21 protein-coding genes are annotated in these 23382 nt (G+C 71.7%); 9 read left to right on the top strand and 12 right to left on the bottom strand.

What is annotated here, in order from left to right:
- Positions 1 to 14 precede the first annotated feature (14 nt).
- Entirely contained in the window at positions 15 to 1532 is a 1518-nt protein-coding gene (locus ABGB14_RS18280) for a protein kinase (protein WP_347644868.1), read from the bottom strand.
- Between the two features lie 112 nt (positions 1533 to 1644).
- Positions 1645 to 2181, bottom strand: a complete 537-nt coding sequence (locus ABGB14_RS18275) for an XRE family transcriptional regulator (RefSeq protein WP_347644867.1) — start codon at positions 2179 to 2181, stop codon at positions 1645 to 1647.
- Between the two features lie 76 nt (positions 2182 to 2257).
- Between ABGB14_RS18275 and ABGB14_RS18270 the strand changes: the two genes are divergently transcribed.
- On the top strand, positions 2258 to 3403 hold the full coding sequence (locus ABGB14_RS18270) for an aminotransferase class V-fold PLP-dependent enzyme (RefSeq protein ID WP_347644866.1): 1146 nt from the start codon (positions 2258 to 2260) through the stop codon (positions 3401 to 3403).
- A gap of 20 nt (positions 3404 to 3423) precedes the next feature.
- Positions 3424 to 4797 (top strand): amino acid permease, encoded by a 1374-nt coding sequence (locus tag ABGB14_RS18265; RefSeq protein WP_347644865.1) that lies wholly within the window; start codon positions 3424 to 3426, stop codon positions 4795 to 4797.
- Here the strand turns inward: ABGB14_RS18265 and ABGB14_RS18260 are convergent, their stop codons facing one another.
- A complete protein-coding gene (locus ABGB14_RS18260; RefSeq protein ID WP_347644864.1) occupies positions 4798 to 5433 on the bottom strand; it encodes a LysE family translocator in 636 nt (211 codons plus the stop codon).
- A 464-nt stretch (positions 5434 to 5897) separates the two neighbouring features.
- Here ABGB14_RS18260 and ABGB14_RS18255 point away from each other — a divergent pair, with 464 nt between their 5' ends.
- A complete protein-coding gene (locus ABGB14_RS18255) occupies positions 5898 to 6704 on the top strand; it encodes a hypothetical protein (RefSeq protein WP_347644863.1) in 807 nt (268 codons plus the stop codon).
- 264 nt (positions 6705 to 6968) lie between these two features.
- Here the strand turns inward: ABGB14_RS18255 and ABGB14_RS18250 are convergent, their stop codons facing one another.
- Both ABGB14_RS18250 and pgi read right to left on the bottom strand, forming a co-directional pair.
- Positions 6969 to 7325 carry a spore germination protein GerW family protein gene (locus ABGB14_RS18250; protein WP_347644862.1) on the bottom strand — a complete coding sequence of 119 codons (357 nt, stop codon included), beginning with the start codon at positions 7323 to 7325 and terminating at the stop codon, positions 6969 to 6971.
- A gap of 53 nt (positions 7326 to 7378) precedes the next feature.
- Entirely contained in the window at positions 7379 to 9022 is a 1644-nt protein-coding gene (pgi, locus tag ABGB14_RS18245) for a glucose-6-phosphate isomerase (protein WP_347644861.1), read from the bottom strand.
- Between the two features lie 165 nt (positions 9023 to 9187).
- On the opposite strand from pgi, the gene ABGB14_RS18240 reads away from it, so the two are divergent.
- Both ABGB14_RS18240 and ABGB14_RS18235 read left to right on the top strand, forming a co-directional pair.
- The gene (locus ABGB14_RS18240; protein WP_347644860.1) at positions 9188 to 11491 is read left to right on the top strand and encodes a phosphoketolase family protein; all 2304 of its coding nucleotides are present in this window, start codon (positions 9188 to 9190) and stop codon (positions 11489 to 11491) included.
- Positions 11467 to 12675: an acetate kinase gene (locus tag ABGB14_RS18235; protein WP_347644859.1), complete on the top strand. Its 1209-nt coding sequence runs from the start codon at positions 11467 to 11469 to the stop codon at positions 12673 to 12675. Before ABGB14_RS18240 ends, ABGB14_RS18235 begins: the two co-directional genes overlap by 25 nt.
- Positions 12676 to 12793: 118 nt before the next feature.
- Here ABGB14_RS18235 and ABGB14_RS18230 read toward each other — a convergent pair whose 3' ends face one another.
- Positions 12794 to 13204, bottom strand: coding sequence for an ATP-binding protein (locus ABGB14_RS18230; protein WP_347644858.1), 411 nt, complete (start codon positions 13202 to 13204; stop codon positions 12794 to 12796).
- A gap of 235 nt (positions 13205 to 13439) precedes the next feature.
- Between ABGB14_RS18230 and ABGB14_RS18225 the strand changes: the two genes are divergently transcribed.
- From ABGB14_RS18225 to ABGB14_RS18215, 3 genes are read left to right on the top strand one after another with little or no spacing between them, the layout of a single operon-like run.
- Complete coding sequence (locus tag ABGB14_RS18225) at positions 13440 to 13922, top strand: cation:proton antiporter regulatory subunit (RefSeq protein WP_347644857.1); 483 nt, start codon at positions 13440 to 13442, stop codon at positions 13920 to 13922.
- Between the two features lie 8 nt (positions 13923 to 13930).
- Positions 13931 to 15091, top strand: a complete 1161-nt coding sequence (locus tag ABGB14_RS18220; protein ID WP_347644856.1) for a cation:proton antiporter — start codon at positions 13931 to 13933, stop codon at positions 15089 to 15091.
- Between the two features lie 17 nt (positions 15092 to 15108).
- The gene (locus ABGB14_RS18215; RefSeq protein ID WP_347644855.1) at positions 15109 to 15702 is read left to right on the top strand and encodes a pentapeptide repeat-containing protein; all 594 of its coding nucleotides are present in this window, start codon (positions 15109 to 15111) and stop codon (positions 15700 to 15702) included.
- Between the two features lie 12 nt (positions 15703 to 15714).
- Here the strand turns inward: ABGB14_RS18215 and ABGB14_RS18210 are convergent, their stop codons facing one another.
- Positions 15715 to 16572 (bottom strand): helix-turn-helix transcriptional regulator, encoded by an 858-nt coding sequence (locus tag ABGB14_RS18210; protein WP_347644854.1) that lies wholly within the window; start codon positions 16570 to 16572, stop codon positions 15715 to 15717.
- Between the two features lie 169 nt (positions 16573 to 16741).
- Here ABGB14_RS18210 and ABGB14_RS18205 point away from each other — a divergent pair, with 169 nt between their 5' ends.
- Positions 16742 to 17728 (top strand): aldo/keto reductase, encoded by a 987-nt coding sequence (locus ABGB14_RS18205; protein ID WP_347645170.1) that lies wholly within the window; start codon positions 16742 to 16744, stop codon positions 17726 to 17728.
- Positions 17729 to 17803: 75 nt separating this feature from the next.
- On the opposite strand, the gene ABGB14_RS18200 is transcribed toward ABGB14_RS18205, so the two are convergent.
- From ABGB14_RS18200 to ABGB14_RS18180, 5 genes are all read right to left on the bottom strand, one after another.
- Entirely contained in the window at positions 17804 to 18442 is a 639-nt protein-coding gene (locus tag ABGB14_RS18200; RefSeq protein ID WP_347644853.1) for a copper resistance protein CopC, read from the bottom strand.
- A gap of 76 nt (positions 18443 to 18518) precedes the next feature.
- Positions 18519 to 19091 carry a hypothetical protein gene (locus ABGB14_RS18195; protein ID WP_347644852.1) on the bottom strand — a complete coding sequence of 191 codons (573 nt, stop codon included), beginning with the start codon at positions 19089 to 19091 and terminating at the stop codon, positions 18519 to 18521.
- 125 nt (positions 19092 to 19216) lie between these two features.
- The gene (locus ABGB14_RS18190; RefSeq protein ID WP_347645169.1) at positions 19217 to 20185 is read right to left on the bottom strand and encodes an acyl-CoA desaturase; all 969 of its coding nucleotides are present in this window, start codon (positions 20183 to 20185) and stop codon (positions 19217 to 19219) included.
- Between the two features lie 306 nt (positions 20186 to 20491).
- Positions 20492 to 21631: an FAD-dependent monooxygenase gene (locus ABGB14_RS18185; protein WP_347644851.1), complete on the bottom strand. Its 1140-nt coding sequence runs from the start codon at positions 21629 to 21631 to the stop codon at positions 20492 to 20494.
- Positions 21632 to 21656: 25 nt separating this feature from the next.
- Entirely contained in the window at positions 21657 to 23297 is a 1641-nt protein-coding gene (locus ABGB14_RS18180) for an MFS transporter (RefSeq protein ID WP_347644850.1), read from the bottom strand.
- Between the last annotated feature and the right edge of the window lie 85 nt (positions 23298 to 23382).

Raw genomic sequence — 23382 nt, 5'->3', positions numbered from 1 at the left:
GCCGCGTCCGGCGGTCAGCACATGGTCCACGAGGTGGACCGGCTCTTCCGCACCGGCGACGTGAGCTGGAAGACGACCGTGTGCTCGGTCCCGAGGTCGGGGCTGATCTGCTTCTTCGAACCGAAATAGTCGGACCTGGCGTGGGACGGGATGCGCCTGGAGCCGCTCTCCACCACCTGGCCGTCGACCACCCACTGGTAGGAGAACGGGGCTCCCGTCTCGGACGCGTCCAGCCCGATGCCGAAGCCCAGCGAGCCCGTGTAACAGGTGACACCCTCGCTGTTGATCTTGGACGAGCCGGCGACCCGGACGTAGGCGAGGGTGAACGACGCGGCCTTCGCGCGCTGCTTGCTCGGGGTGGGCGACGGCCGCCTGGTCGCCGGCCTCCTCGTCGGCTCCGGCGTGCTCGTGGGCGTTCGCCGGGCGGCGGTGCGCTCCCGTGACGGCTGCTTGGCGGTGCGCAAGCGCGTGGTCTCGGGAGCGGCCGATGGAGTACGCGCCTTTCTTCTGGGCGGGGCGGTCCTCTCGCGCCGGGGCGTGGTGGTGGCGGAGGGGGACGGCTCGCTGGAGCCGGCGGCCAGCACCGGCGGGGCGGGACTCCTGTCCGCCGAGGCGGTGTACACGACGGCGCCGGCCGCCAGGCACACGGCGACCGCCCCGGAAACGGCGGCGACCAACGGCACCCGCGCTCGTGCGCGCCGCGGCGGAAGCGTGCGGCGCGGATCGCCGCCCTCCGCCGGACGGCCGGGCCGTGACCCGCCGAGCAGGTGCAGCAGGACGTCCCGCATCCGCGGGCGGGCGTCCGGATCCTTGGCCAGGCAGGCGTACACGACCTGGCGCAGCGGCTCCGGCAGGTCGCCGAGGAACGGTTCCTGGTTGAGCACCCGGTTGATGACCGCGGGCAGCGAGTCCTCGCCGAACGGCGGCGTGCCCGTCCCCGCGAACACCATGACCGCCGCCCAGGCGAAGACGTCCGCAGCCGGTCCGACGTACGCGCCCGCCAGCTGCTCGGGGGCCATGTACGCGGGCGTCCCGACCACGCTGCTGGTCACGGTGACCGCGGAGTCGGCGAGCCGGGCGATGCCGAAGTCGACGACGCGCGGCCCGTCCCGTCCGAGCAGCACGTTGGAGGGCTTGAAGTCGCGGTGGACGACCCCGGCCTCGTGGATGGCGGCCAGCGCCGTGGCCGTGCTGACCGCCAGGCGCTGCAGATCGGCGCCGCGATGGGGGCCCGCGTCCTGCAGGGACGGGCCTTCGACGTACTCGCTGACGATGTACGGACGCCCGCTCATGGAGGCGTCGAGCACCTGCGCGATGCAGAACGGCTCCACGCGCCGGGCCGCGGCGATCTCCTTGGCGAAGCCGTTGCCCCCGGCGACGGACTGGCGCAGCACCTTGACGGCCACCGGCCGGCCGTCGGGAGCCTGTCCGAGGTAGACGGTGCCCTGGCCGCCCTCGCCGAGCCGCCCGACGAGCCGGTAGGCCGCGATCGCCTCTGGATCGTCTGGGCGCAGCGGCTCGGCGTTCGGCATGAGGGGGATGACTCCTGTGATGGCTGGGACGGACCTCATGCACATTAACGGGATATATCCCGACGCGTGGGCGTGTTACGTGATCGACGCGCTCATCTGCCGGCGCACCGGCTCAGTAGCTGGGCGGAGTGGCGACGATCAGGAAGTCGACCGGCTCTTCCCCGGGGTTGAGATACCGGTGCGGCAGCGACGAGTCGAAGGAGCAGCTGTCCCCCGCCTCCAGCACGTGCTCGGCCCCGGACACCTCGACGACGAGCCGGCCCCGCAGCACGAGCACGCACTCCTCGGACGGGTGCGACCACGGCTCGGCGGCCGACGATCCGCCGGGCAGCAGGTGCCCTTCCAGCACCTCCAGCCGCCCGCGCCCGGGCGACACGCGGGTGTAGGCGATCCCGCCCGCGGGGGACCTGACGAGCATCCGCCCCTCGCGCCTGACCACGGCCACGGTGGCCGCGTCGGGCTCCTGGAACAGGCTGAACAGCGGCAGGTCGAGCACCTTCGCGATCTTCCTGAGCGTTTCCAGGCTGGGGTCGGCCAGATCGCGCTCGACCTGGCTGATCAGCCCGCTCGACACGCCCGCCTCCGCGGCCAGCTGGGCGAGGGTCAGCCCGCGTACGGTGCGGAGCTCACGGATCCTGGCGCCAATCACGCGCAGATCCTATCGGGCATTAATACCGTTGAAGGTGTATTGACCTGGTTAAAACAGTCCGGATAAGGTGCCCGAAATGTCGCATCTGCTGAACGCCACTCAGTTCCGGGCCGAGTTCCCCTCCCTGACCGACTCCGTGCACCTGGCGAGCTGCAGCCAGGGCGCCCTGTCGTCGCGGCTGGCGTACGCGCTCCAGGAGATCGGCCACACGCTGCGCGACGCGGGTGCTCCCTGGGAGGTGTGGATGGGCGAGGTCGACCGTGCCAGGGAGCGGTTCGCCCGGCTCATCGGCGCCGAGCCCGGCGAGGTGGCCGTGCTGTCGTGCGCCTCCGAGGCGGCCTTCCAGGCCGCCTCGTCACTCGACTGGTCGCGCCGCCCCCGCATCGTCACCACCGACCTGGAGTTCCCGTCCATCGCCCACGTGTGGCTGGCCCAGCGCGGGCGCGGCGCCACGGTCAGGATGGCCGCGGACACCGGCGAGAACGTCACGGCCGAGGCGTACGAGCAGGTCGTCGACGAGAGTGTCAACCTGGTGTCGGTGCCGCTGCACACCTACCGCAACGGCGCCCGCCTCCCGGTCGAGGACGTCGTCCGCCTGGCGCACGAGAAGGGCGCGCGCGTGTTCGTGGACGCCTACCAGGGCGCCGGCGTCACCCCGATCGACGTGAAACGGCTCGGCTGCGACTACCTGGCGGCCGGGTCGCTCAAATACCTGCTCGGCCTGCCCGGCATCGCGTTCCTCTACGTACGCGGCGGCATGGAGCAGCAGCGCGAACCCGAGCTCACCGGCTGGTTCGGCCGCACCGACCCCTTCGCCTTCGATCCCCGGCTGCTCGACTTCCCCGCCGGCGCCCGGCGCTTCGAGACCGGCACGCCGCCCGTCCCGTCCGCCTACGCGGCCAACGCCGGGTTCGACCTCATCGAACGGGTCGGCGTGGACGCCGTGCACGAGCACGTCTCCGCCCTGGTCGAGGAGGCTGCGGAGCGGCTGGCAGCGGCCGGCGAGCGCGTGGCGAGCCCGGCGGGCGCCCGCGGCCCGCAGGTGGCCATCGCCGACGACGACCCGGCCCGGCTGGCGGCCCGGCTGGCCGAACAGCGCATCTGGACCGCGCCGCGGGGCGACCTGCTGCGGCTGTCCTTCCACTACTACAACGACCGGTCCGACGTGGACGCGGCCGTCGAAGCCATCAGCACCTCCCGCCGGGCCTGCAGCCGGGCCTGATCACCCCCGAAAGGTCTCTCGTGGACAACGCATCCGGACTGCGACGCAGGCTGACCGGGCGCCAGCTCACCATGATCGGGCTGGGCGGCGCGATCGGCACCGGGCTCTTCCTCGGCTCCAGCCTGGCGATCTCCCAGGCCGGCCCGGCGACCATCGTCGCCTACATCATCTGCGCGGGCGTCGCCCTGGTGATCGGCTGGTCGCTGGCGGAGATGGTCGTCGTCCACCCCGAGGCCGGCGCCTTCGGCGTCATCGCGCACCGGTACCTCGGCCCGTGGGCCGGATTCGTGGTCCGCTGGACGTACTGGACGATCCAGGTCATCGCCATCGGCGGCGAGGTCATCGCGGCCGGGATCTACGTGCAGTTCTGGTGGCCGTCGCTGCCGCTGTGGTTGCCCGTCACCGTCTTCTCGGCCGTGGTGCTCGTCGTGAACACCGCCGCGGTCAAGCTGTTCGGCGAGGTCGAGTACTGGTTCGCCATGATCAAGGTCGTGGCGATCATCGTGTTCATCCTGCTCGGCGTGCTGCTCGTCACCGTCGGCCTGCCCGGCGCGGAGGCCACCGGGGTCTCGAACCTCACCGCGCACGACGGATTCCTGCCCAACGGGATGAGCGGCCTGTTCCTCGCCATGGTGTTCGTGCTGTTCAGCTACATCGGCACCGAGGTCGTCTCGGTCACCGCCGCCGAGTCGGAGAACCCGGTGCGCGACATCCCGCGCGCCGCCCGCCGCATGGTCACCCGGCTGGCCCTGTTCTACGTGCTGGCCATCGCGGTCGTGCTCACGGTGGTGCCGTGGACCACCACCGCGCAGGGCGGCTCCGTGACCGAGAGCCCGTTCGTCAGCGTGTTCTCCGCCGCGGGCATCCCGGCCGCGGCGACCGTCATGAACTTCGTCGTGCTCACCGCCGCGCTGTCCAGCGCCAACACGAACCTCTACCTGACCACCAGGATGATGCACTCGCTGGCCGCCAACAGGTACGCCCCCGCCTGGACCGGGCGGCTCAGCGCCGCCGGCGTGCCGCGCAACGCGCTCGCCCTGTCGGCGCTCGGCCTCGCGCTCGCCGCGGTCGTGTCGGCGGCCAGCGAGAGCGACGCCTACCTGGCGCTGTTCGGCGTGTCGGTGTTCGGCGCGCTGGTCGTGTGGCTGCTGATCCTCCTCACGCACCACGCCTTCCGGCGCACCCGCGCCGCGCAGGGGCTGCCGCCCTCACCGGTCCGGCTCTGGGGCGCGCCCGTCACGTCGGGCGTCGTGATGCTCTTCCTCGCCGCGGTGCTCGTCTCGACGTTGTTCATCGAGTCGCTGCGGCCGGCGTGGTGGGCGGGCGTGCCGTTCTTCGTGATCGTCAGCCTGGCGTACGCCGTCGTCTCCCGCCGCTCGGCGTCATCGGTGTAGCTAGGGGTTGCCGGAGCCGGCCAGCTTGACGCCGAGGGCGATCAGGGCGGCGCCCGTCAGGCCGTCCACGGTCCTGCGTACGGCGGGCCTGGCGAAGACCTTGCGCAGGGTCCCCACGATGGTGGCCACCACCAGGAACCACGCGACCGTGCCCGCCAGCGCGATCACCGACAGCACCAGGGTGTCCGGCAGCGAGGCGCCGGAGCTGAGGAACTGGGGCATGAGGGCCACGAAGAACAGGGCGGCCTTGGGGTTGAGCACGTTGGTGAACAGCCCTTCCGCGAACGCCGCCCACGCGCCCCGCCCTCCCGGGTCCGGCGCGTCGAACGTCAGGTCGCCGCCCCGGCGCAGGGCGGCGCGCAGCGCCCTGACCCCGAGGTAGAGCAGGTAGGCCGCGCCGGCCACCTTCACCACGGTGAACGCCATGGCCGAGGCGGCCAGCAGCGCCGCGACGCCGGTGGCCGCGGCCACCACCCAGGCGAAGACGCCCACGGAGATCCCCGTCGCCGCCGCCATGCCGTGCCCGCGCCCGGAGACGGCCGAGCGGCGTACGACGACCGCGAAGTCGGGGCCGGGCGACATCGCGCCGAGCAACACCACCCCACCGAAAGCGACAAGCTGCGTCACAGAGGTCATGGCGTCAACTCTAGCTTGATCTTCAACCTTGGCGGTCTGGGAGACGACCCGCATACTTTCGTCGTCGAGTCGGCGAACGTAGGGAGCCGAATGTGTACGACATGGAGTTCCCGACCACGAGCGCTCTGTTTATCGACCACATGACTGGACAGGAAATGGGTGGACCGCGCACATGGAATCCCATATCGCCCGAGCAAGGGATATGCATATGCCCATAGGTCCTTCCGTCCCAGGCTGGCAAAACATACGGGAGGCTGAGGCCAATGCCAGGATCAATCGGAACCGCACCCACCGAGGATGGAGTGGTTGCGTTCACCGCGTCAAGCGCGAAGTCAGGGATCTTCGCCAGGAACGAATCCAAGGACCCTCCTCCGCCTGGAAGCGTTGGAGGCAGCGGGGTTTTCGGGCTCACCGTAGCACCCGCGTCGGGAGTCTTCGGCGCCTGCAACCATCCGGAGCAGGGCGTGGGTGTGCAGGGCAACGGGCCAGAGGCGGGAGTGAGCGGTTTCAGCGAGAGAGGCGCCGGCATCCGTGCGCATAGCAATCACGGCAACGCAACCGAGTCGTTCGCCCATGACAGCAACGCCAGCGCGCTCCTGGCCATCAACGATTCCAAGGCGCCCGTCCCAGAGGGAAGCCTCGGCGGGAACGGTGTCTTCGGCGTCACCGATGTTCCCGGCGGCACGGGCGTGTGGGGAGCCTGCAATGCGCCATCCGGTAGGGGCGTCTTCGGGACGGGACCCGAGGTGGGCGTGGCCGCGTTCACCGAAGGCGGGGTAGGGGTACAGGCCCATAGCAATCACGGGGACGCCGTGCAGGCGTTCGCCCACGACAGCGCTCGTAACGGGCTTCTGGGCCATAACAGCGCCACAGCCGCCGCACCAGCAAACGGCGCTCCGGCAGGCAACGGAGTGTTCGGCTTCACCGAGGTCCCTAATGGCAGCGGTGTAGTCGGCTCGGTCTCAGCCACCAACCGCGATGGCGCGGGTGTGTGTGGCATCGGCCCGGTCGCGGGACGTTTTATCGGCGACGCCGTCGTCACAAAAAATCTGTTCGTCCAGAACGTCAACATTCTGCAGCGGCTCATCGAACTCGAACAAAAGATTACTGCCGCATCTCAAGTCCAGCAGCAGATATCTCAGCTCACTGGGAAACTCAACACGCTGCAAGACCAGGTAAATACAGCCGTCTCGAACCTGACGAACCGGATCTCTGCTGTTGAGTTCCAGGTCGCCGGTCTGCAAACGACCGCCCACACGCATAGCGGATAACAAAATCCATCGCGATGAATGTACAGCCGGAGCTACCGCACACCCGGCGAGTTCAGCTGCGGCAACGAGGGGGCGCGGACCGTCACTACGGCCCGCGCCCCCATCCGCGACAACGGTTACGGCTGACGCCTGGCCACCTCCGATGACGTAGCCGAGCACCGCGTTCAGCGCCTTCGCCGGCAGGCCCCTCGCCTGAGCAACGTCCGTCTTCAGCGCCCTCTCGATCGCCGGGGTCACCCGTCCGTCCCGGCGGCGGGACGGCGGTCAGTGCCTGCGCCGCCGGCGCCGCCTGAGGATGGAGCGCACGGTCAGCAGGAGCGCGACGGCCACGATCTGGCCGCCGATGACGATGCGGTTGACGTCGACGGCGGGCCGCCACTGGGCCTCGCCGTTCTTGAGCACGAACACGCCCGCGGGAGTGGCGCTGAACCCGAAGCCGCCGCCGCTGCCCTCCCCCTTCTCGTCCTTCTCCTTCGTGCCCCGCCCCTGGCCGCCGCCGCCTCCCTGGGCGACCCTGGCGACGGGGATGACGACGATGTCACCGTGGTGAATGGGCTCGCCGAACACGCGGTTGACGGTCGCCGCGTCCTTGGACTGCTCCACCAGCTGCATGATGTCCATGCCCCCATCGTGGCCCCGCGCCGCCGGCCTGGCCAGCGACGCGGGGCGGAGCCTCAGACGCGGCGGCCGCGCAGCTCGCGGTATCGGCGTACGAGCCGCTCGGTGGAGGGGTCGGGCAGCGCGGCGCCGCTCACCTGCGGCGGCTCGCCGGAGGTGAGCGCGGGCGCCAGGTCGAGCGCCATCTTCTTGCCCAGCTCCACGCCCCACTGGTCGAAGGAGTCGACGCCCCAGACGGCGCCCTCGACGAAGACGATGTGCTCGTACAGGGCGACGAGCTGGCCCAGCGTGGACGGGGTCAGCTTGGGCACGAGGATGGTCGAGGAGGGGCGGTTGCCCGGCATGACCTTGTGGGGGACGATCCCGGCCGCGGTGCCCTCACCCGCGATCTCCTCGGCCGTCTTGCCGAACGCCAGCGCCGAGGTCTGCGCGAGCAGGTTGGCGACGAGCTGGTCGTGCATGCCCTCACGGTCCTCGAAGGGCTCGGCGAATCCGATGAAGTCGGCGGGCACCAGCCGGGTGCCCTGGTGGAGCAGCTGGTAGAAGGCGTGCTGGCCGTTGGTGCCCGGCTCGCCCCAGAAGATCTCGCCGGTGGCGGCGGTCACGGGAGCGCCGTCGGCGCGCACGGACTTGCCGTTGGACTCCATCGTGAGCTGCTGCAGGTAGGCCGGGAAGCGGTGCAGCCGCTGGCTGTAGGGCAGCACGGCGCGGGTCTCCGCGCCGAAGAAGTCGTTGTACCAGATGCCGAGCAGGGCCATCAGCACCGGCAGGTTGGCCTCGAACGGCGCCGTGCGGAGGTGCTCGTCGACGGCGTGGAAACCGGCCAGCATCTCGCGGAACCGCTCGGGCCCGATCGCGATCATCAGCGAGAGGCCGATGGCGCCGTCGAAGGAGTAGCGGCCGCCGACCCAGTCCCAGAAGCCGAACATGTTGTCGGTGTCGATGCCGAACTCGGCGACCTTCGCGGCGTTGGTGGAGACGGCCACGAAGTGCCGGGACACCGCGTCCTCGCCCAGCGCGTCGACCAGCCAGCGGCGCGCGACCCTGGCGTTCGTCAGCGTCTCCAGCGTGGTGAACGTCTTGGAGCTGATCACGAAGAGCGTGGTCGCGGGGTCGAGCCCGGCGAGGGCGCCGGTGATGTCGGCCGGGTCGATGTTGGAGACGAACCTGGCGGCGATGCCCGCGTCCGCGTAGTCGCGCAGCGCTTCGTAGGCCATGGCGGGGCCCAGGTCGGAGCCGCCGATGCCGATGTTGACGACGGTCTCGATGGGCCTGCCCGTGGCGCCCTTCCACTCCCGCGAGCGGATCCGGCCGGAGAAGGCGCTCATCTTGTCGAGCACGGCGTGCACGTCGGCCACGACGTCCTGGCCGTCGACCACCAGCCGCCTGTCGCGGGGCATGCGCAGCGCGACGTGCAGCACGGCGCGGTCCTCGCTGACGTTGATGTGCTCGCCGCCGAACATGGCCGCGATCCGCTCGCGCAGCCCGGCCCGCTCGGCCAGGGCCAGCAGCAGGTCGATCGTCTCGCGCGTGGCGCGGTGCTTGGAGTAGTCGAGGTAGAGGTCGCCGGCGGCGGCCGTCATGCGCTCGGCGCGGCCCGGGTCGTCCGCGAACAGCTCGCGCAACTGCTTGCCGGCCAGCTCGCCGTGGTGCTTGTCGAGGGCCGCCCACTCCTGGCTCCGGGTGATGTCGCCGTTCACGCTCTTCCTCCTCGCGTCGCCAAACCGATCACCATCGTCCCGTAACCACGTACCCTCCGGGATTGATTCCGCGCGTGGCGGAGGAGACCTTTTGCGTACGCGGGACTCCCGCACCTTGCCCGGCGAAAGTGGATTCAGCTCGCTCTCCAGAGGAAGCAGCAGAGCATGGAGCATATAGACGCATACTGGCGGGCGGCCAACTACCTGTCCGTCGGACAGATCTACCTGCTGGACAACCCGCTGCTGAGCGAGCCGCTGCGGCCGGAGCACATCAAGCCGCGCCTGCTCGGCCACTGGGGCACCACGCCGGGCCTGAACTTCTGCTTCGCCCACCTCAACCGGGTGATCAACGAGCGCGACCAGGACATGATCTACATCGCCGGTCCCGGGCACGGCGGCCCGGCGGCGGTCGCGCACGCCTGGCTGGAGGGCACCTACACCGAGCGCTACCCCGACGTCTCGCAGGACGTCGCGGGCATGCGGCGGTTGTTCCGCCAGTTCTCCTTCCCGGGTGGCGTGCCCAGTCACGTCGCGCCCGAGACGCCCGGCTCCATCCACGAGGGCGGCGAGCTGGGCTACTCGCTCGCGCACGCCTACGGCGCCGCCTTCGACAACCCCGACCTGGTCGTGGCCTGCGTCATCGGCGACGGCGAGGCCGAGACCGGCCCCCTGGCCGCCGGCTGGCACGCCAACAAGTTCGCCGACCGCCGCCGCGACGGCGTGGTGCTGCCCATCCTGCATCTCAACGGATACAAGATCGCCAACCCGACCGTGCTCGCCCGCATCCCCGAGCACGAGCTGATCAAACTCATGGAGGGGTACGGCCACCGCCCCCATCTGGTCGGCCCCGACCACGCCGAGATGGCCGGCACGCTCGACACCGTCTGGGACGAGATGGCCGCGTACAAGGCCGGCGACGCCGACCGCCTGCCCATGATCATCCTGCGCACGCCGAAGGGGTGGACCGGGCCGCGCGAGGTGGACGGCAAGCCCGTCGAGGGCACCTGGCGGGCCCACCAGGTGCCGCTGGCGAAGGTGCGCGAGAACTCCGCCCACCTGGCCATGCTGGAGGAGTGGATGCGCTCCTACCGCCCCGAGGAGTTGTTCGACGCCGGCGGGCGCCCGGTCCCGGCGATCGCGGGCACCGTGCCGGCCGGGCCGCGCAGGATGAGCGCCAACCCGCACGCCAACGGCGGCGAGCTGCTGGAGCCGCTGCGGCTGCCGGACTTCCGCACCCACGCGGTCGAGGTCAAGTCGCCCGCCGTGCAGGAGACCGAGCCGACGCGGGTGTTCGGCGGGCTGCTGCGCGACGTGATCGCCGCGAATCCGCACACGTTCCGGCTGATGGGGCCGGACGAGACCGCCTCCAACCGGCTGCAGGAGGTGTTCGAGGTCACCGACCGGGCCTGGAACGCCGAGCTGCTGCCCACCGACGAGAACCTCGGCGCCGGCGGGCGCGTCATGGAGGTGCTCAGCGAGCATCAGTGCCAGGGCTGGCTGGAGGGCTATCTGCTGACCGGCCGCCACGGGCTGTTCAACTGCTACGAGGCCTTCATCCACATCGTGGACTCCATGTTCAACCAGCACGCCAAGTGGCTGGAGTCGTCGCGGAAGATCCCGTGGCGGCGGCCGGTCGCGTCGCTGACGTACCTGCTGTCGTCGCACGTGTGGCGCCAGGACCACAACGGCTTCAGCCACCAGGACCCCGGCTTCCTCGACGTCGTGGTCAACAAGAAGGCCTCCGTGGTGCGGGTCTACCTGCCGCCGGACGCCAACACGCTGCTCTCGGTCGGCGACCACTGCCTGCGCTCCCGCGACTACGTCAACGTCGTGGTCGCCGGCAAGCAACCCGTGCTCGACCTGTTCACCATGGACGAGGCCGTCGCCCACTGCACGCGCGGCCTCGGCATCCTGCCCTGGGCCTCCACCGACCAGGGGGGCGAGCCCGACGTGGTGCTCGCCTGCGCCGGCGACGTCCCCACCCTGGAGACGCTCGCCGCCGCCGCGCTGCTGCGCGAGCACCTGCCCGAGCTGAAGGTGCGCGTGGTCAACGTCGTCGACCTCATGCGCCTCCAGCCCCGGTCGGAGCACCCGCACGGCCTGTCCGACGCCGAGTTCGACACGCTCTTCACGACGGACAGGCCGGTCATCTTCAACTTCCACGGCTACCCCTCGCTCATCCACCAGCTCACCTACCGGCGCACCGGCCACGACAACATCCACGTGAGGGGGTACAAGGAGGAGGGCACCACGACCACGCCCTTCGACATGTGCATGCTCAACGACATCGACCGCTACCACCTGGTCATGGACGTCATCGACCGTGTCCCCGGGCTCGGCTCCACCCAGGCGCACCTGCGCCAGCACATGAGCGACGAACGGCTGCGCGCCCGCGCCCACACGCGCGAGCACGGCGAGGACCCCGCCGACATAAGGTCGTGGACGTGGCCGGCCGCATCCTCGTCCTGAACACCGGCTCCTCGTCCATCAAGTACGAGCTCATCGACGTCCGCACCCGCGAGCGCCCCGCCAGGGGCCTGGTCGAGCGCATCGGCGAGGACGAGGGGCGCCTGACGCACCATTGCGGTGACGGGCCCGCCCACGAGAGGCGGGCCCGCTTCCCCGGGCACGCCGAGGGCCTGGACGCGGTCATGAAGGCGTTCGAGACGGCCGGGCCCGAGCTGAGCCCGGTCGCGGTCGGGCACCGGGTCGTGCACGGCGGCACCACGTTCACCCGGGCCGTGCTCATCGACGACGCCGTGATCGCCGCCATCGAACGCCTGGCGCCGCTCGCGCCCCTGCACAACCCGGTCAACCTGACCGGCGTCCGGGTCGCGCGCGCGGCCTTCCCCGGGGTGCCCCAGGTGGCCGTGTTCGACACCGCCTTCCAGCTGACGCTGCCGCCGGCGGCGCACACGTACGCGGTGCCGCGCGACTGGCGCGAGCGGCTGGGCGTGCGGCGCTTCGGCTTCCACGGCACCTCCTGCGCCTACGTCTCGCGCCGCGCCGCCGCCCTGCTCGGCCGCGACCTGGCCGGGCTCGACCTCATCGTGCTGCACCTGGGCAACGGCGCCAGCGCCACCGCCGTCTCCGGCGGCCGCAGCGTCGACACCTCCATGGGCCTGACCCCGCTGGAGGGCCTGGTCATGGGAACGCGCTCGGGCGACGTCGACCCGGCGGTCAGCGGCTATCTCGCCCGGGTGAACGGGATGGACGCCGAGCAGGTGGAGGAGGCGCTCGGGCGCCAGGGCGGCCTGCTCGGCCTCACCGGCAGCGGCGACATGCGCGAGGTGCGGGCCCGCGACGACGACGAGGCGCGGCTGGCCCTGGAGATCTACACCCGGCGCATCCGCAAGTACGTCGGCGCCTACTACGCGCTGCTGGGCCGGGTGGACGCGATCGTGTTCACCGGCGGGGTCGGCGAGCACGACGCCGCCACCCGCGCCGAGTCGCTGGCCGGGCTCGGCCGGCTCGGCATCGCGGTCGACCCGGCGCTCAACCGGGCCGCGTCGGCCGGGGAGCGCGCGGTGTCCCCGCCCGGGGCCGAGGTGGCCGTGCTCGTCGTCCCCACCGACGAGGAGTGGGAGATCGCCCGGGAGGCCCTCGCCCTGATCGGCACGGGACCCGAGCAGGACACCGCGCCGGATCCCTGACGACCGGCCCCTGACGACCGGCCCGGATCGTCCGGGCCTGCATCGTCCGGGCCGCATCCTCCGGCACGGATCGTTGACCGGCCGCACGTACGGACGGGTCACGTCACCGGCGGGCGGATCAGAGCTCCGCCGGGCTCCGGGTGAGGTCGGCGGTGAGCTCGCACCACACCGTCTTGCCGTCCTCGGCCGGCGCGATGCCCCACCCGGTGGACAGCAGCCTGACGACGTGCAGCCCCCAGCCGTCGCCGGGGCCGGGCTCGCGGGGCCGGGGCAGCTCGGCGCCGGCGTCGCCCACCTCGATCCGCACGTCAGACGCGTCGGCCCGCATGCGCAGCGAGGGCGGGCCGTCGCCGTGCACGAGCGCGTTGGTGACCAGCTCGGAGACCACCAGGAGGACGTCCTCGTGCCGCCCCTGGTAGCCACGGGCGGCCAGGGCCTCACCGACGATCTGCCGCGACGCCGTGATGCTGCCCATCTCCTCCGGCAACCGGGTGTCCACGGTGTACGGCTGCGCCTCCTTGCTGCCCATTCCTCTGCTCTCGGGGGGTCTCGTGCGGCCGGTCGGCCGTCCGTCGAACGGGTTCGTCACGTTGCGCCGTTGAGCAGTCTCCCACGAGTCACCATCCAGCGCGCGGCTGGGGGCGCGACCGGCCGCGAACCGGCCCGCGCAGGTGTGGCCGGCGGGTTCGGTAAGCGTGTGTATAGCGCGGGTAATGCATTGGTAGGGTTGTCCGGAAAAATACGGATTTGAACAGGTGGGACAGGTGGAGGTCGAACAAACAGCACTGCCCGGCATCGGTCTGCGGCACGATTTCACGACGCGCAAAGGACAGCGGGTCGGCATCGTGTCCCACCGCACCGGGCGCCGGGACCTCGTGATCTACGACAAAGAGGACCCCGACGCCGTCTGCCATACGGTCAAGCTCAATGACGAGGAGGCGGACACCCTCGCCGAGCTCCTGGGGGCGCCCCGCATCGTGCAGCGGCTCAACCAGCTGCACGAGCAGGTCGAGGGCCTGGTCAGCGTGCAACTGCCGATTCCGGCGGACTCCCCGTACGTGGGACGCCCCATGGGGGACGCGCGTGTGCGCACGCGTACGAGCGCCTCCATCGTGGCCGTCGTGCGCAGCGGCAAGGTCGTCGCCAGCCCGGGACCCGACTTCGTCTTCACCGGTGGCGACGTCGTGGTCGTCGTCGGCAGCGAGGACACCACCGCCGAGGTCGCCGGCATTTTGGCAGAAGGGTAGGGCCGCGGGTGCACCATACCGCGATCCTTTTCCTCGAATTCGGTGCAGTACTGCTGGGTCTCGGAGTGCTGGGCGCGCTGGCGTTGCGCGGCGGCATCTCCCCCATCCCCCTCTACCTGATAGCCGGGCTGGCGTTCGGTACCGGCGGCGTGCTGCCGCTGGCCACCAGCGAGGAGTTCATCTCCGTCGGAGCGGAGCTGGGCGTGGTCCTGCTGCTGCTGACGCTGGGCCTGGAGTACAACGCCGACGAGCTCGTCACCAGCCTCACGAGCAACGCCCGCGCGGGCATCGTCGACCTGGTGCTCAACGCGGCGCCCGGCGCGATCATCGCGCTGCTGCTGGGCTGGGGCCCGGTCGCGGCGGTGGCCATGGCCGGCGTCACCTACGCCACCTCGTCCGGCATCACCGCCAAGGTGCTGTCGGACCTCGGGTGGATCGGTAACCGGGAGACGCCGACGGTCCTGTCGCTGCTGGTGTTCGAAGACCTCACGATGGCGGTCTACCTGCCGATCCTGACGACCATGCTGGCCGGGCTGAGCCTGGTGAGCGGGGCGATCTCGGTGGGCATCGCGCTGCTCACGGTCAGCATCGTCCTGGTCGTGGCGCTGCGGTTCGGGCGCTTCATCGAGGCGTTCGTGTCCAGCCCCAACTCCGAGGTGTTATTGCTCAAGGTCGTCGGCCTGGCCCTGCTGGTCGCCGGCCTCGCCCAGCAGCTGCAGGTGTCGGCGGCGGTCGGCGCGTTCCTGGTGGGCATCGCGCTCTCCGGCGAGCTGGCCGAGGACGCGCAGGCGCTGCTGGCGCCGCTGCGCGACCTGTTCGCCGCGGTGTTCTTCGTGTTCTTCGGCTTCCAGACCGACCCGGCGAAGATCCTGCCGGTGGCCGGGCTGGCCGCGCTGCTGGCCCTGGTCAGCATGATCACAAAAGTGGTCACCGGTATGTACGCGGCGAAACGGGCGGGCATCGCCAGGGCCGGTCAGGCACGAGCGGGCATCGCGCTCGTCCCCCGCGGTGAGTTCAACATCGTCATCGCCGGTCTGGCGGTCGGCGCGGGCGCGCATCCCGACCTGGGAGCGCTGGCGGCGGCGTACGTGCTGATCCTGGCCGCGTTCGGGCCCCTGGCGGCCAAGGCCGTGCAGCCGCTCATCACCGCCATCGCGAAGCGGGCCTGATCCGCTAGCTTGTTCGCATGGCACACCCCACAGAGAAGACGGTCTGGTCCACGGACTGGGACACGCTCGAGATCTCCGGCGAGAGCCATCGCCGGGTTCTCTTCCAGGACGTGGACATGACCGAGCTGGTCGACCATGGATCCTCGTTCGAGGAGTGCCACTTCAGCAACGTGCGGTTCAACGTGTCGGAGCACACCGACGCGAAGTTCCTCAACTGCACGTTCACGCGGTGCTCGCTGTTCGACGCCACGTTCACCGGGTGCAAGCTCACCGGGAGCGTGTTCGACGGCTGCACGTACGGCCTGCTGAAGGTCGAGGGCGGCGACTGGTCCTACACCGGCCTGGCCGGGGCCGATCTGCGGGGCAGCACCTTCCACGGCACCCGGCTGCGCGAGGCCGACCTGGCGGGCGCCCGGCTGGAGCGGGCCGAGCTGCGGCGGGCCGACCTGACGGGGGCGTCGCTGCGCGGCGCCGACCTGACCGGGTGCGACCTTCGCGGCAGCGACCTCAGCACGCTCGACCCGCGCGCGGTCACGATGACCGGCGCGGTCATCGACCCGTTCCAGGCCACGGTCGTGGCCGCCGCGCTGGGCTTCGACGTCCGCGAGTGAGCGGCCGCGAGGTCAGCCGCTCACCGTGTGCAGGGCCCCCGGGACGCGGCCCGTGAGGCGGTCGAGCGCGCCCGCGGCGTCGGCGCCGGCCGGCAGGTGGACGACGATGCTCTGCTCGCCGTCCGGCAGGTCGAGCGTCTCGCGCGACAGCCGCAGCTCGCCGACGCCGGGATGGGCCACCCGCTCCACCGGCACCGTCGGCGGCGTCAGCGGCGCGGCGGCGAACCACGACGTGAACGCCTCCCCCGCCGCGAACGACAGCTCGGAGACCAGGTCGTCGACGTAGAGGTCGTCGTAGCCGCTGACCAGCTTCAGCCGGGCGGCGTGCTCGGCCGCGACGCGCTCCCACTCCGGGTAGGCGTCCCTGGCCCGCTCGTCCCCGAACACGAATCTGTGCACGTTGGGCGGGTCTCCGTCCAGGAGGCCGAGGGGCTCGAAGAGCCGCGCGTACCCCTCGGTGTGGGCGATCACGTCGCCCAGCCTGTTGAGCACCGCGGCGGGGGCGGGCTCCAGGCGGTCGAGCAGGGCGCGCACGGTGGGACGCACGTCGCGGGAGGGCTCCTGCCCTGCCGACATGCACAGCGCGACGCCGCCGCCGGCCATCTTGGCCAGGTTGCGCAGGTGCAGGCGCTCCTCCTGTGTCATGCGCAGGGCGTCGGCGAGCGTGACGAGCACCTGCGTGGACGGGTTGCGGTCGCGCCCCTGCTCCAGCCTGGTCAGATATTCGACGCTGATGCCGGCCACCGTGGCCAGCTCGGACCTGCGCAGCCCTGGCGTGCGCCGCCGCGTGCCGCCGGGAAGCCCCACGTCGGCGGGCTTGACGGCCTCGCGGCGGGAGCGCAGGAAGGCGCCCAGCTCGTTGTCGCTCACGTGCCCGAGTGTACGGAACATCCGCCTCGCCCTATCGTGGCCCCGGCAGGGCCAGTCCCGGCGCGGTCTCCCTCGACCGCGCGGTTCCCGGGAGGGTGGTGCGCATGACGTCCACGACTCGACCGCAGGCCGGAGCACCGGCCGTCCGTGCCAGGAGGGTGCTCCCATGATGCGTTACCGTCTGCTGGGCCGTACCGGGCTCAGGGTCTCCCAGCTCTTCCTCGGCGCGATGACCTACCGCGAGGCGTCCCCGGAGGTGCGGCGCACCTTCGACCTGTACTCCGACGCCGGCGGCAACGTCGTGGACACGGCCTCCATGTACGGCGAGAGCGAGAACGTCGTCGGCCAGGTGCTCCAGGGCCGCCGCGACCGTTACGTCCTGGCCACGAAGTACACCGGCACCATCGACGGCACCGACCCGAACGCCGCGGGCAACCACCGCAAGAGCCTCGTCCGGTCGCTGGAGCAGAGCCTGCGGCGGCTGCGCACCGACTACATCGACCTCTACTGGGTGCACGTCTGGGACCGGCACACCCCGGTCGAGGAGACGATGCGGGCGCTGGACGACGCGGTCAGCGCGGGCAAGGTGCTCTACGCCGGCATCTCCGACGCCCCCGCCTGGGTGGCGAGCCGGGCCAACACGCTGGCCGAGTGGCGCGGGTGGACGCCGTTCGCCGGGTTGCAGGTGCCGTACAGCCTGCTGTCGCGGGACGTGGAGCGGGAGCTGCTGCCGATGGCGCAGGCGTACGGGATGAGCGTGGCGGCGTGGGGGGTGCTCGCGCACGGCGTGCTGTCGGGCCGCTACAACGCGCCGGACGCGGCGGCGTCGCGACTGTCGCCCGGCTCCCTAACCGAGCGGGACCGTACGGCGGCGCGAGCCGTGACGGAGGTGGCCGCCGAGCTGGGCGTCACCGCCTCGCAGGTGGCCATCGCGTGGGTGCTGCGGCGCGGGGTGCACCCGATCCTCGGCGCGAGCAGCGCCGAGCAGCTCAAGGACAACCTGGGGGCGACCGAGGTGGAGCTGCCCGGCGAGGCGGTGCGGCGGCTGGAGTCGGCGGTCGGCTTCGAGCTGGGCTTCCCCGGCGACTTCATCGGCGAGGCGGAGCGCAGCCCCGGCGTCTACGGCGACGCCGTCGACCGCCTCGACGGCCGGTGACCCCCGGTCAGCACAGCGACAGGCTCTCGTGGACGTCCAGCCGGCCGTGCGCGGCGAGCAGCCTGTCCGGCCTGTTCATTGAGCATCCGGCTCCTCTCCTCCTGGGCGGCGGCGGGCGGCCCTGAGCGCGACGACCGCGCCGAGCACGACGAGCACGGCCAGCGCGCCCCAGATCCACGCGGGCACGCCGGACGGCGCCGCCTCCGAGGAGGCGGCCGCCGAGGAGGCGGCGTCCTGCCCGCTCGCGGTGGCGGGCGCGGAAGGGGCCGGCTCGGCGGAAGCGGGCGGTGCGGACGAGGAGGGCGTGCCCTTCACGGTGAACGGGATCTCCCCCTCGATGGGGTGGCCGTCGGAGGAGACGACCCGCCAGGCGATCACGTACGGGCCGGGGTCGAGCGGCTGCGGCACGGCGGCGGACACCTTCGGCCCGTCGAGCCGGGGCTCGCCGAGCGCGACCTGCTCGCCCGCCGCGTCGCGCAGCACGACGAACGGGAACTTGACCGTCGCGGTGTACTCGAGCTCGATCTCCTCGACCGCGGACACCTCGGCGTCCTTGGCTGGAGAGCTGCTCTTGAGCTTGTCATGGGCGTGGGCGGGCGCGGCGGGAAGGGCGAGAGTGAGCAGGCCGGTGAGCATGCAGGCGAGCGCCGCGAGCGCCGCCGTGCGGATGCGTGTCATGCGGATCATGCGGATGGTGGATGGCAGGAATGCCATGAAAGGTCTCCAGAAGGGTCCCCCGGACGACCGCGCCCGTGGCGCCGGCGTCCGGATGCTGGCAGGGCGGCGAGCTTCAGCGCGTACGCTGGACCTTTCCTGGCGGGCCGCGCCTGCTGACCGTTCCGGAGACGATCTCTCCCGCGTACGCGGGGACGTCGGGAGTGGAGGGCCGCCATGACGGCAGGGCGACCTCGACGGGGGCGGCGACGAGCAGCCGGATGACCGGCGGCGGCGTGGCGTACAGGCGGATCATGAGCCACAACGCGCGCTCGCCGCGGTGCAGCCACCACGCCGTCAGCGCCGCGACCGTGAGATGGACCAGCACCATGCCCGGCCCCGGGTGCGCGTGCGCGAGCTCGGGAGCGGGGGCGGGGGCCAGCCGCTCGAAGAGCTGGTGCAGCAGCGTCTGAGTGCCCGTGGTCGCGGCGAGCACCGCCACGGGCCCGCGCTCGCGCCCGTCGATCAGGTAGGCCAGGCAGAGCGCCGCCAGCACCGCGGCGGCGTAGACCGGGAGCGGCACCGGCCCGCCGCCCGCCAGCGCGTGCCCGCCGGCCGACACCGCGCCGCAGGCGGCCGCGAACACGACGGCCCGCGCGAGCCGCAGCCCGGACGCCGCCGGGAGCGCGGATGATGGCGGAAGGGACACAGCGCCATCCTGACACAGGGGGCGGCCGGTCCCGCGTCCTCACCACCCGCGGCACATCGCCGGGCGGGCCGTCAGGCCCTGGCTGTCCCGCCTTCCACCACCCGGCGCCTCGCGGGGCCCGGCCCTCAGGCCCTGGCGGTCGCGCGCAGGGGCCGGCCCACCTCGTGCAGGTGGCGCAGTGCCTGCCCCCAGGACCGGAAGAGGCCGCATTCGACGTAGTCGATGCCGAGCGACTCGCAGTAGTCCCTGACGATGGGCTGCGCCTTGCGCAGGTTCGCGGTGGGCATGCTCGGGAACAGGTGGTGCTCGATCTGGTAGTTCAGGCCGCCGAGCGCGGTGTTGACCAGGCGGCCGCCGCGGACGTTTCGGGAGGTCAGCACCTGGCGCCGGAGGAAGTCGAGCTCGTCCTCGGCGGTGAGCACCGGCATGCCCTTGTGGTTGGGCGCGAACGTGCAGCCGAGGTAGACGCCGTAGCACGCCTGGTGCACGGCGAGGAAGGCCAGCGCCAGGCCGGGCGGCAGCACCAGGAGCAGCGCGCCCGCGTAGGCCAGCACGTGGCCGGTCAGCAGCAGCCCTTCGAGTCTCCTGTTCTTCAGCGACTTCCTGCGCAGCGCGCGGAAGCTCGACACCTTCAGGTTCAGCCCTTCGAGGGTGAGCAGCGGGAAGAACAGGAACGCCTGCCAGCGGCCCACGAACCTGGGCAGCCCCCGGCTGGCCTCGGCCTGCTTCTCCGACCAGAGGAGGAAGTCGGGCGAGACGTCGGGGTCGTGGTCCTCGTGGTTGGGGTTGGCGTGGTGGCGGGTGTGCTTGTCCATCCACCAGCCGTAGCTGAGCCCGATGGCCAGGTTTCCGGTGATCAGCCCGGCGATCCTGCTGGTGCGCCGCGAGCGGGAGATCTGCCCGTGCGCCAGGTCGTGGGCCAGCAGGGTGACCTGCCCGAACGCCACGGCCATGAGGACCGCGACGGCGAGCTGCCACCACGAGTCGCCGACCCAGGCGAACAGCGCCCAGCTTCCCGCGAACAGGCCGGCGACGAGGGTGATCCTGGCGGCGTAGTAGCCTGGCCGCTTGTCCAGCAGGCCCTCCTGCGCCATACGGCGCGCCAGCTTGGCGAAGTCGCTTCCTCTCTCTCCTGATGGCCGGGCACGGGACGTGTCCACCACGGTCAAAGTCTTCTCCGATGCTGATGCGTCGTACGGGGAATACGTACAGCATCGCTGACGATGCGACCTGGTGTGACCCCGCTGCCACCCTTTCCCGTGGTGGGGCAGGCCCTACCACGGGTGCCGGGACGACGCCCCCGCCGCCCGGGCCTGGGCTGCCGTACCCTCCGGGTGGGGCGGGCGGCGGGGACGCCCGGCTCGCATCGGCCGCTCGGATCGACGGCTCGGATCGACGGCTCAGATCGATGGCAGGGCCGGCACCTCCTCGGGCGCGGCGGCGTCGCCGTGGACGTGCAGGTCGGGGCGGAAGGCCCCGAGATAGGCGGCCCGGTCGCGGAAGGTGGCGGCCAGCGCGTCTCCGTAGTCGATGAGCTCCCTGTGCGCGTGCCTGCGGGGCTCGTAGCGGGCGTAGAGCAGCCGGTCGAGCAGGTCGTGGTCGCCGCCGGCCGTGCAGATGACGTCGGCCAGGATCTCGGCGTCGTGCAGGGTGTAGCTCATGCCCATGCCCGTCATCGGGTGGCAGGCGAAGGCGGCGGATCCGAGCAGCGCGGCGTTGCCCTTGTGGTAGGCGGCCACGCGCAGCGACGAGACCTTGATCCGCTGCCAGGTGGCGGGCTGCAGGGCGTTGAAGGCGTCCGAGCTGTCGGTGACGAACTTCTTCAACGTGTCGATGAGGACGGGGATGCCGTCCTGGAAGATCTCCTTGTCGTCCTCCGGCGGCAGGCCGACGAACACCCTGGCCTGGTCCCTGTTGAGCGGGTAGAGGTAGGCGAGCCAGCCTTCGGAGCTGAAGTAGAGCCGGTTGAGCCGGGCGACGCTGGCGGTCAGCGGCACGGTGGCCACCCGCATGAGCAGCCGCTCGTACGGCATCGTCTGCTGCTCGATGTCGAGCGCCCGGCGTACGGCGGACCTGGTGCCGTCGGCGCCGATCACGACGCCGGCCCTGAGCGTGCGGCCGTCGGAGAGCCTCAGCTCCTCCACCCGGCCGTCGCCGATCGCGATGTCGTCGATGCTCGTGTCGAACCAGAACTCGACGCCCTCCATGGCGCAGGAGGTGTAGATGAGCTCGACCAGCTCGCGGTAGGGGCGGATGAGGAAGCCGCCGTCGGGGAAGCGGCATTCCCTGATCGGGTCGCCGTCGTGGTAGTAGCGGATGGTGTCACGCCTGAGGCCATGGCGTTCGACGAGGTCCGCCAGCCCGTGACGGGCGAGCACGCGCTGGCCCGGAGGCTTGAGGAAGTCGGCGCCCGCGCTGGGGACCGAGGGTCCCTGCTCGATGACGACGACGCGCTGTCCGCGGCGGCCCAGTAACAGGGCCAGGAAGCAGCCGCCGAGCCCGGCGCCGACGATGGCCACGTCGCACGATGTGGTTGCCATGACGAGAGCCCTTCTGAAGGTTGAACTAGTTCGCAGGCCCGCGGGTGCCGGCGAGCGGGCCTGTTCCGGCCGCCCGCGGCAGCGGGACCCGGCCCATCCGGGTGTCCGCGGGGGAAACCGGCTGGGCGTCCGGCCGCGGGGCCGGTGGGGTGGTCGTGGGGGGTGTGCGGGTCTCGACCGGCAGCAGAGCGTCCGCCTCCGCCGCGACGGTGGCGAGGGTCATGCGCAGTTCGAGCAGGAGCTTGCGCGGCACCTTGACCATGACGTCGCCCGGGTCGGGGCGCATCTTGGTGATCTTGGTGAGGGCCAGCGCGCCGATCAACACGGAGATGGCCACGCACAGCGCCAGCGCGCCCGCGAGGCCGGCGAAGGGGCCGGTCATGAACGGGTGGTCGATGACGACCGACACCACGGCGACCCCCACGGCGCCGCCGACCATGCGCGCCATGGTCGCCGAGCCGACGGCGGAGGCGTACTGGTGAGGGCTGGCGGCGAGGGTCGTGGCGACGGAGGTGCCGGGCGCGAGCGCGCCGACGCCTACCCCGACCACGACGCTGGCGATCAGGCCCCACACGGTGGGCCCCGACTGCACCAGTACGAGCACGCAGGCGCCGCCGCAGAGCAGGGAGCCCGCGTAGATCAGCCCGTACGGGCCGACGCGCTTGATGAGCCGCCCGGCCAGGAAGCTCGACACGACGACGGCCACCGACGTGGGCGTCAGCCACATGGCCACTTCGAGCATGGGGTAGCCGAGGTGCAGCAGGTAGAGCGGCTGCACGGTCAGCAGCCCGTACGACAGCGCGCCGAAGCCCCAGGTCGCCAGCCAGCCCCAGACGAAGCGGGGCCGCCGCCACAGGGCCAGGTCGATCGCGGGGAGCCGGTGGTGCCTGGCCTGCGCGAGCGCGCCGCCCAGCAGGGCCAGCGCGGCGAGCGCGAGCCACAACACGTCCGTGCCCCAGGCCATCGCCTTGGAGATGGCCAGCACGATGATGGCGATGCCGGCCGCGAGCAGCCAGGCGCCCAGCACGTCGGGGACGCCCCTGGCGCCGCCCCGCCTGCCGGACGGGAGCCAGGCGCAGGCGATCAGCAGCGCGACGCCGATGACGACGTCGGGGATGAACAGCGCCCGCCATCCGACGGAGGCGGCCAGCCAGCCGCCGCCCGCCTGCATGAGCAGGCAGCCGAGGCCGGACGCGGAGCTCCACAAGGCGATCGCGCCGCGCCGTTCCGACTCCGGCAGCTCTCCCAGCAGCAGGCCGAGGCTGGCCGGGATCATCGCGGCCGCTCCCGCGCCCTGGACCGCCCGCGCCGCCAGCACGTACGACCAGGGCTCCACGGCGACGGCGGCGATCCCGCCGAGCACGAACACCACGAGGCCGACGGCCAGCACCCGCCGGCGGCCGAACAGGTCGGCCCACCGGCCCGCGGTGGCCAGCAGCGCCGCGATCGGGATGAACGCCGCGCTGGTCAGCCAGACGAGGTCACCGAGCGGCATGCCCGCGCCGGCGGGCGTGTACCGCAGCACTCCGACTGCCAGGGTGGTGGCCGTGGTGTCGGCCATCACCGTCAACATGACACCCGCACCGACCAGCCGCAGCATCACGCCGTGTCGGCGGTCTGCGCCGGCCGTGCTCGTTCCCCGGACGGCCGCTGGTGACGAACGCACGTGGTCCCTCCATCTTCGCTGTCGATCTCAGGTCGCCCCGCCGCCTGGCACACTCCGGCTGTGCGGACGGCGGAGCCGGACGGGT

This window comes from Nonomuraea sp. B10E15, from assembly GCF_039871615.1.
In the GTDB taxonomy this organism is placed as follows: domain Bacteria; phylum Actinomycetota; class Actinomycetes; order Streptosporangiales; family Streptosporangiaceae; genus Nonomuraea.
This window is presented reverse-complemented; position numbering and strand designations above follow the sequence as displayed.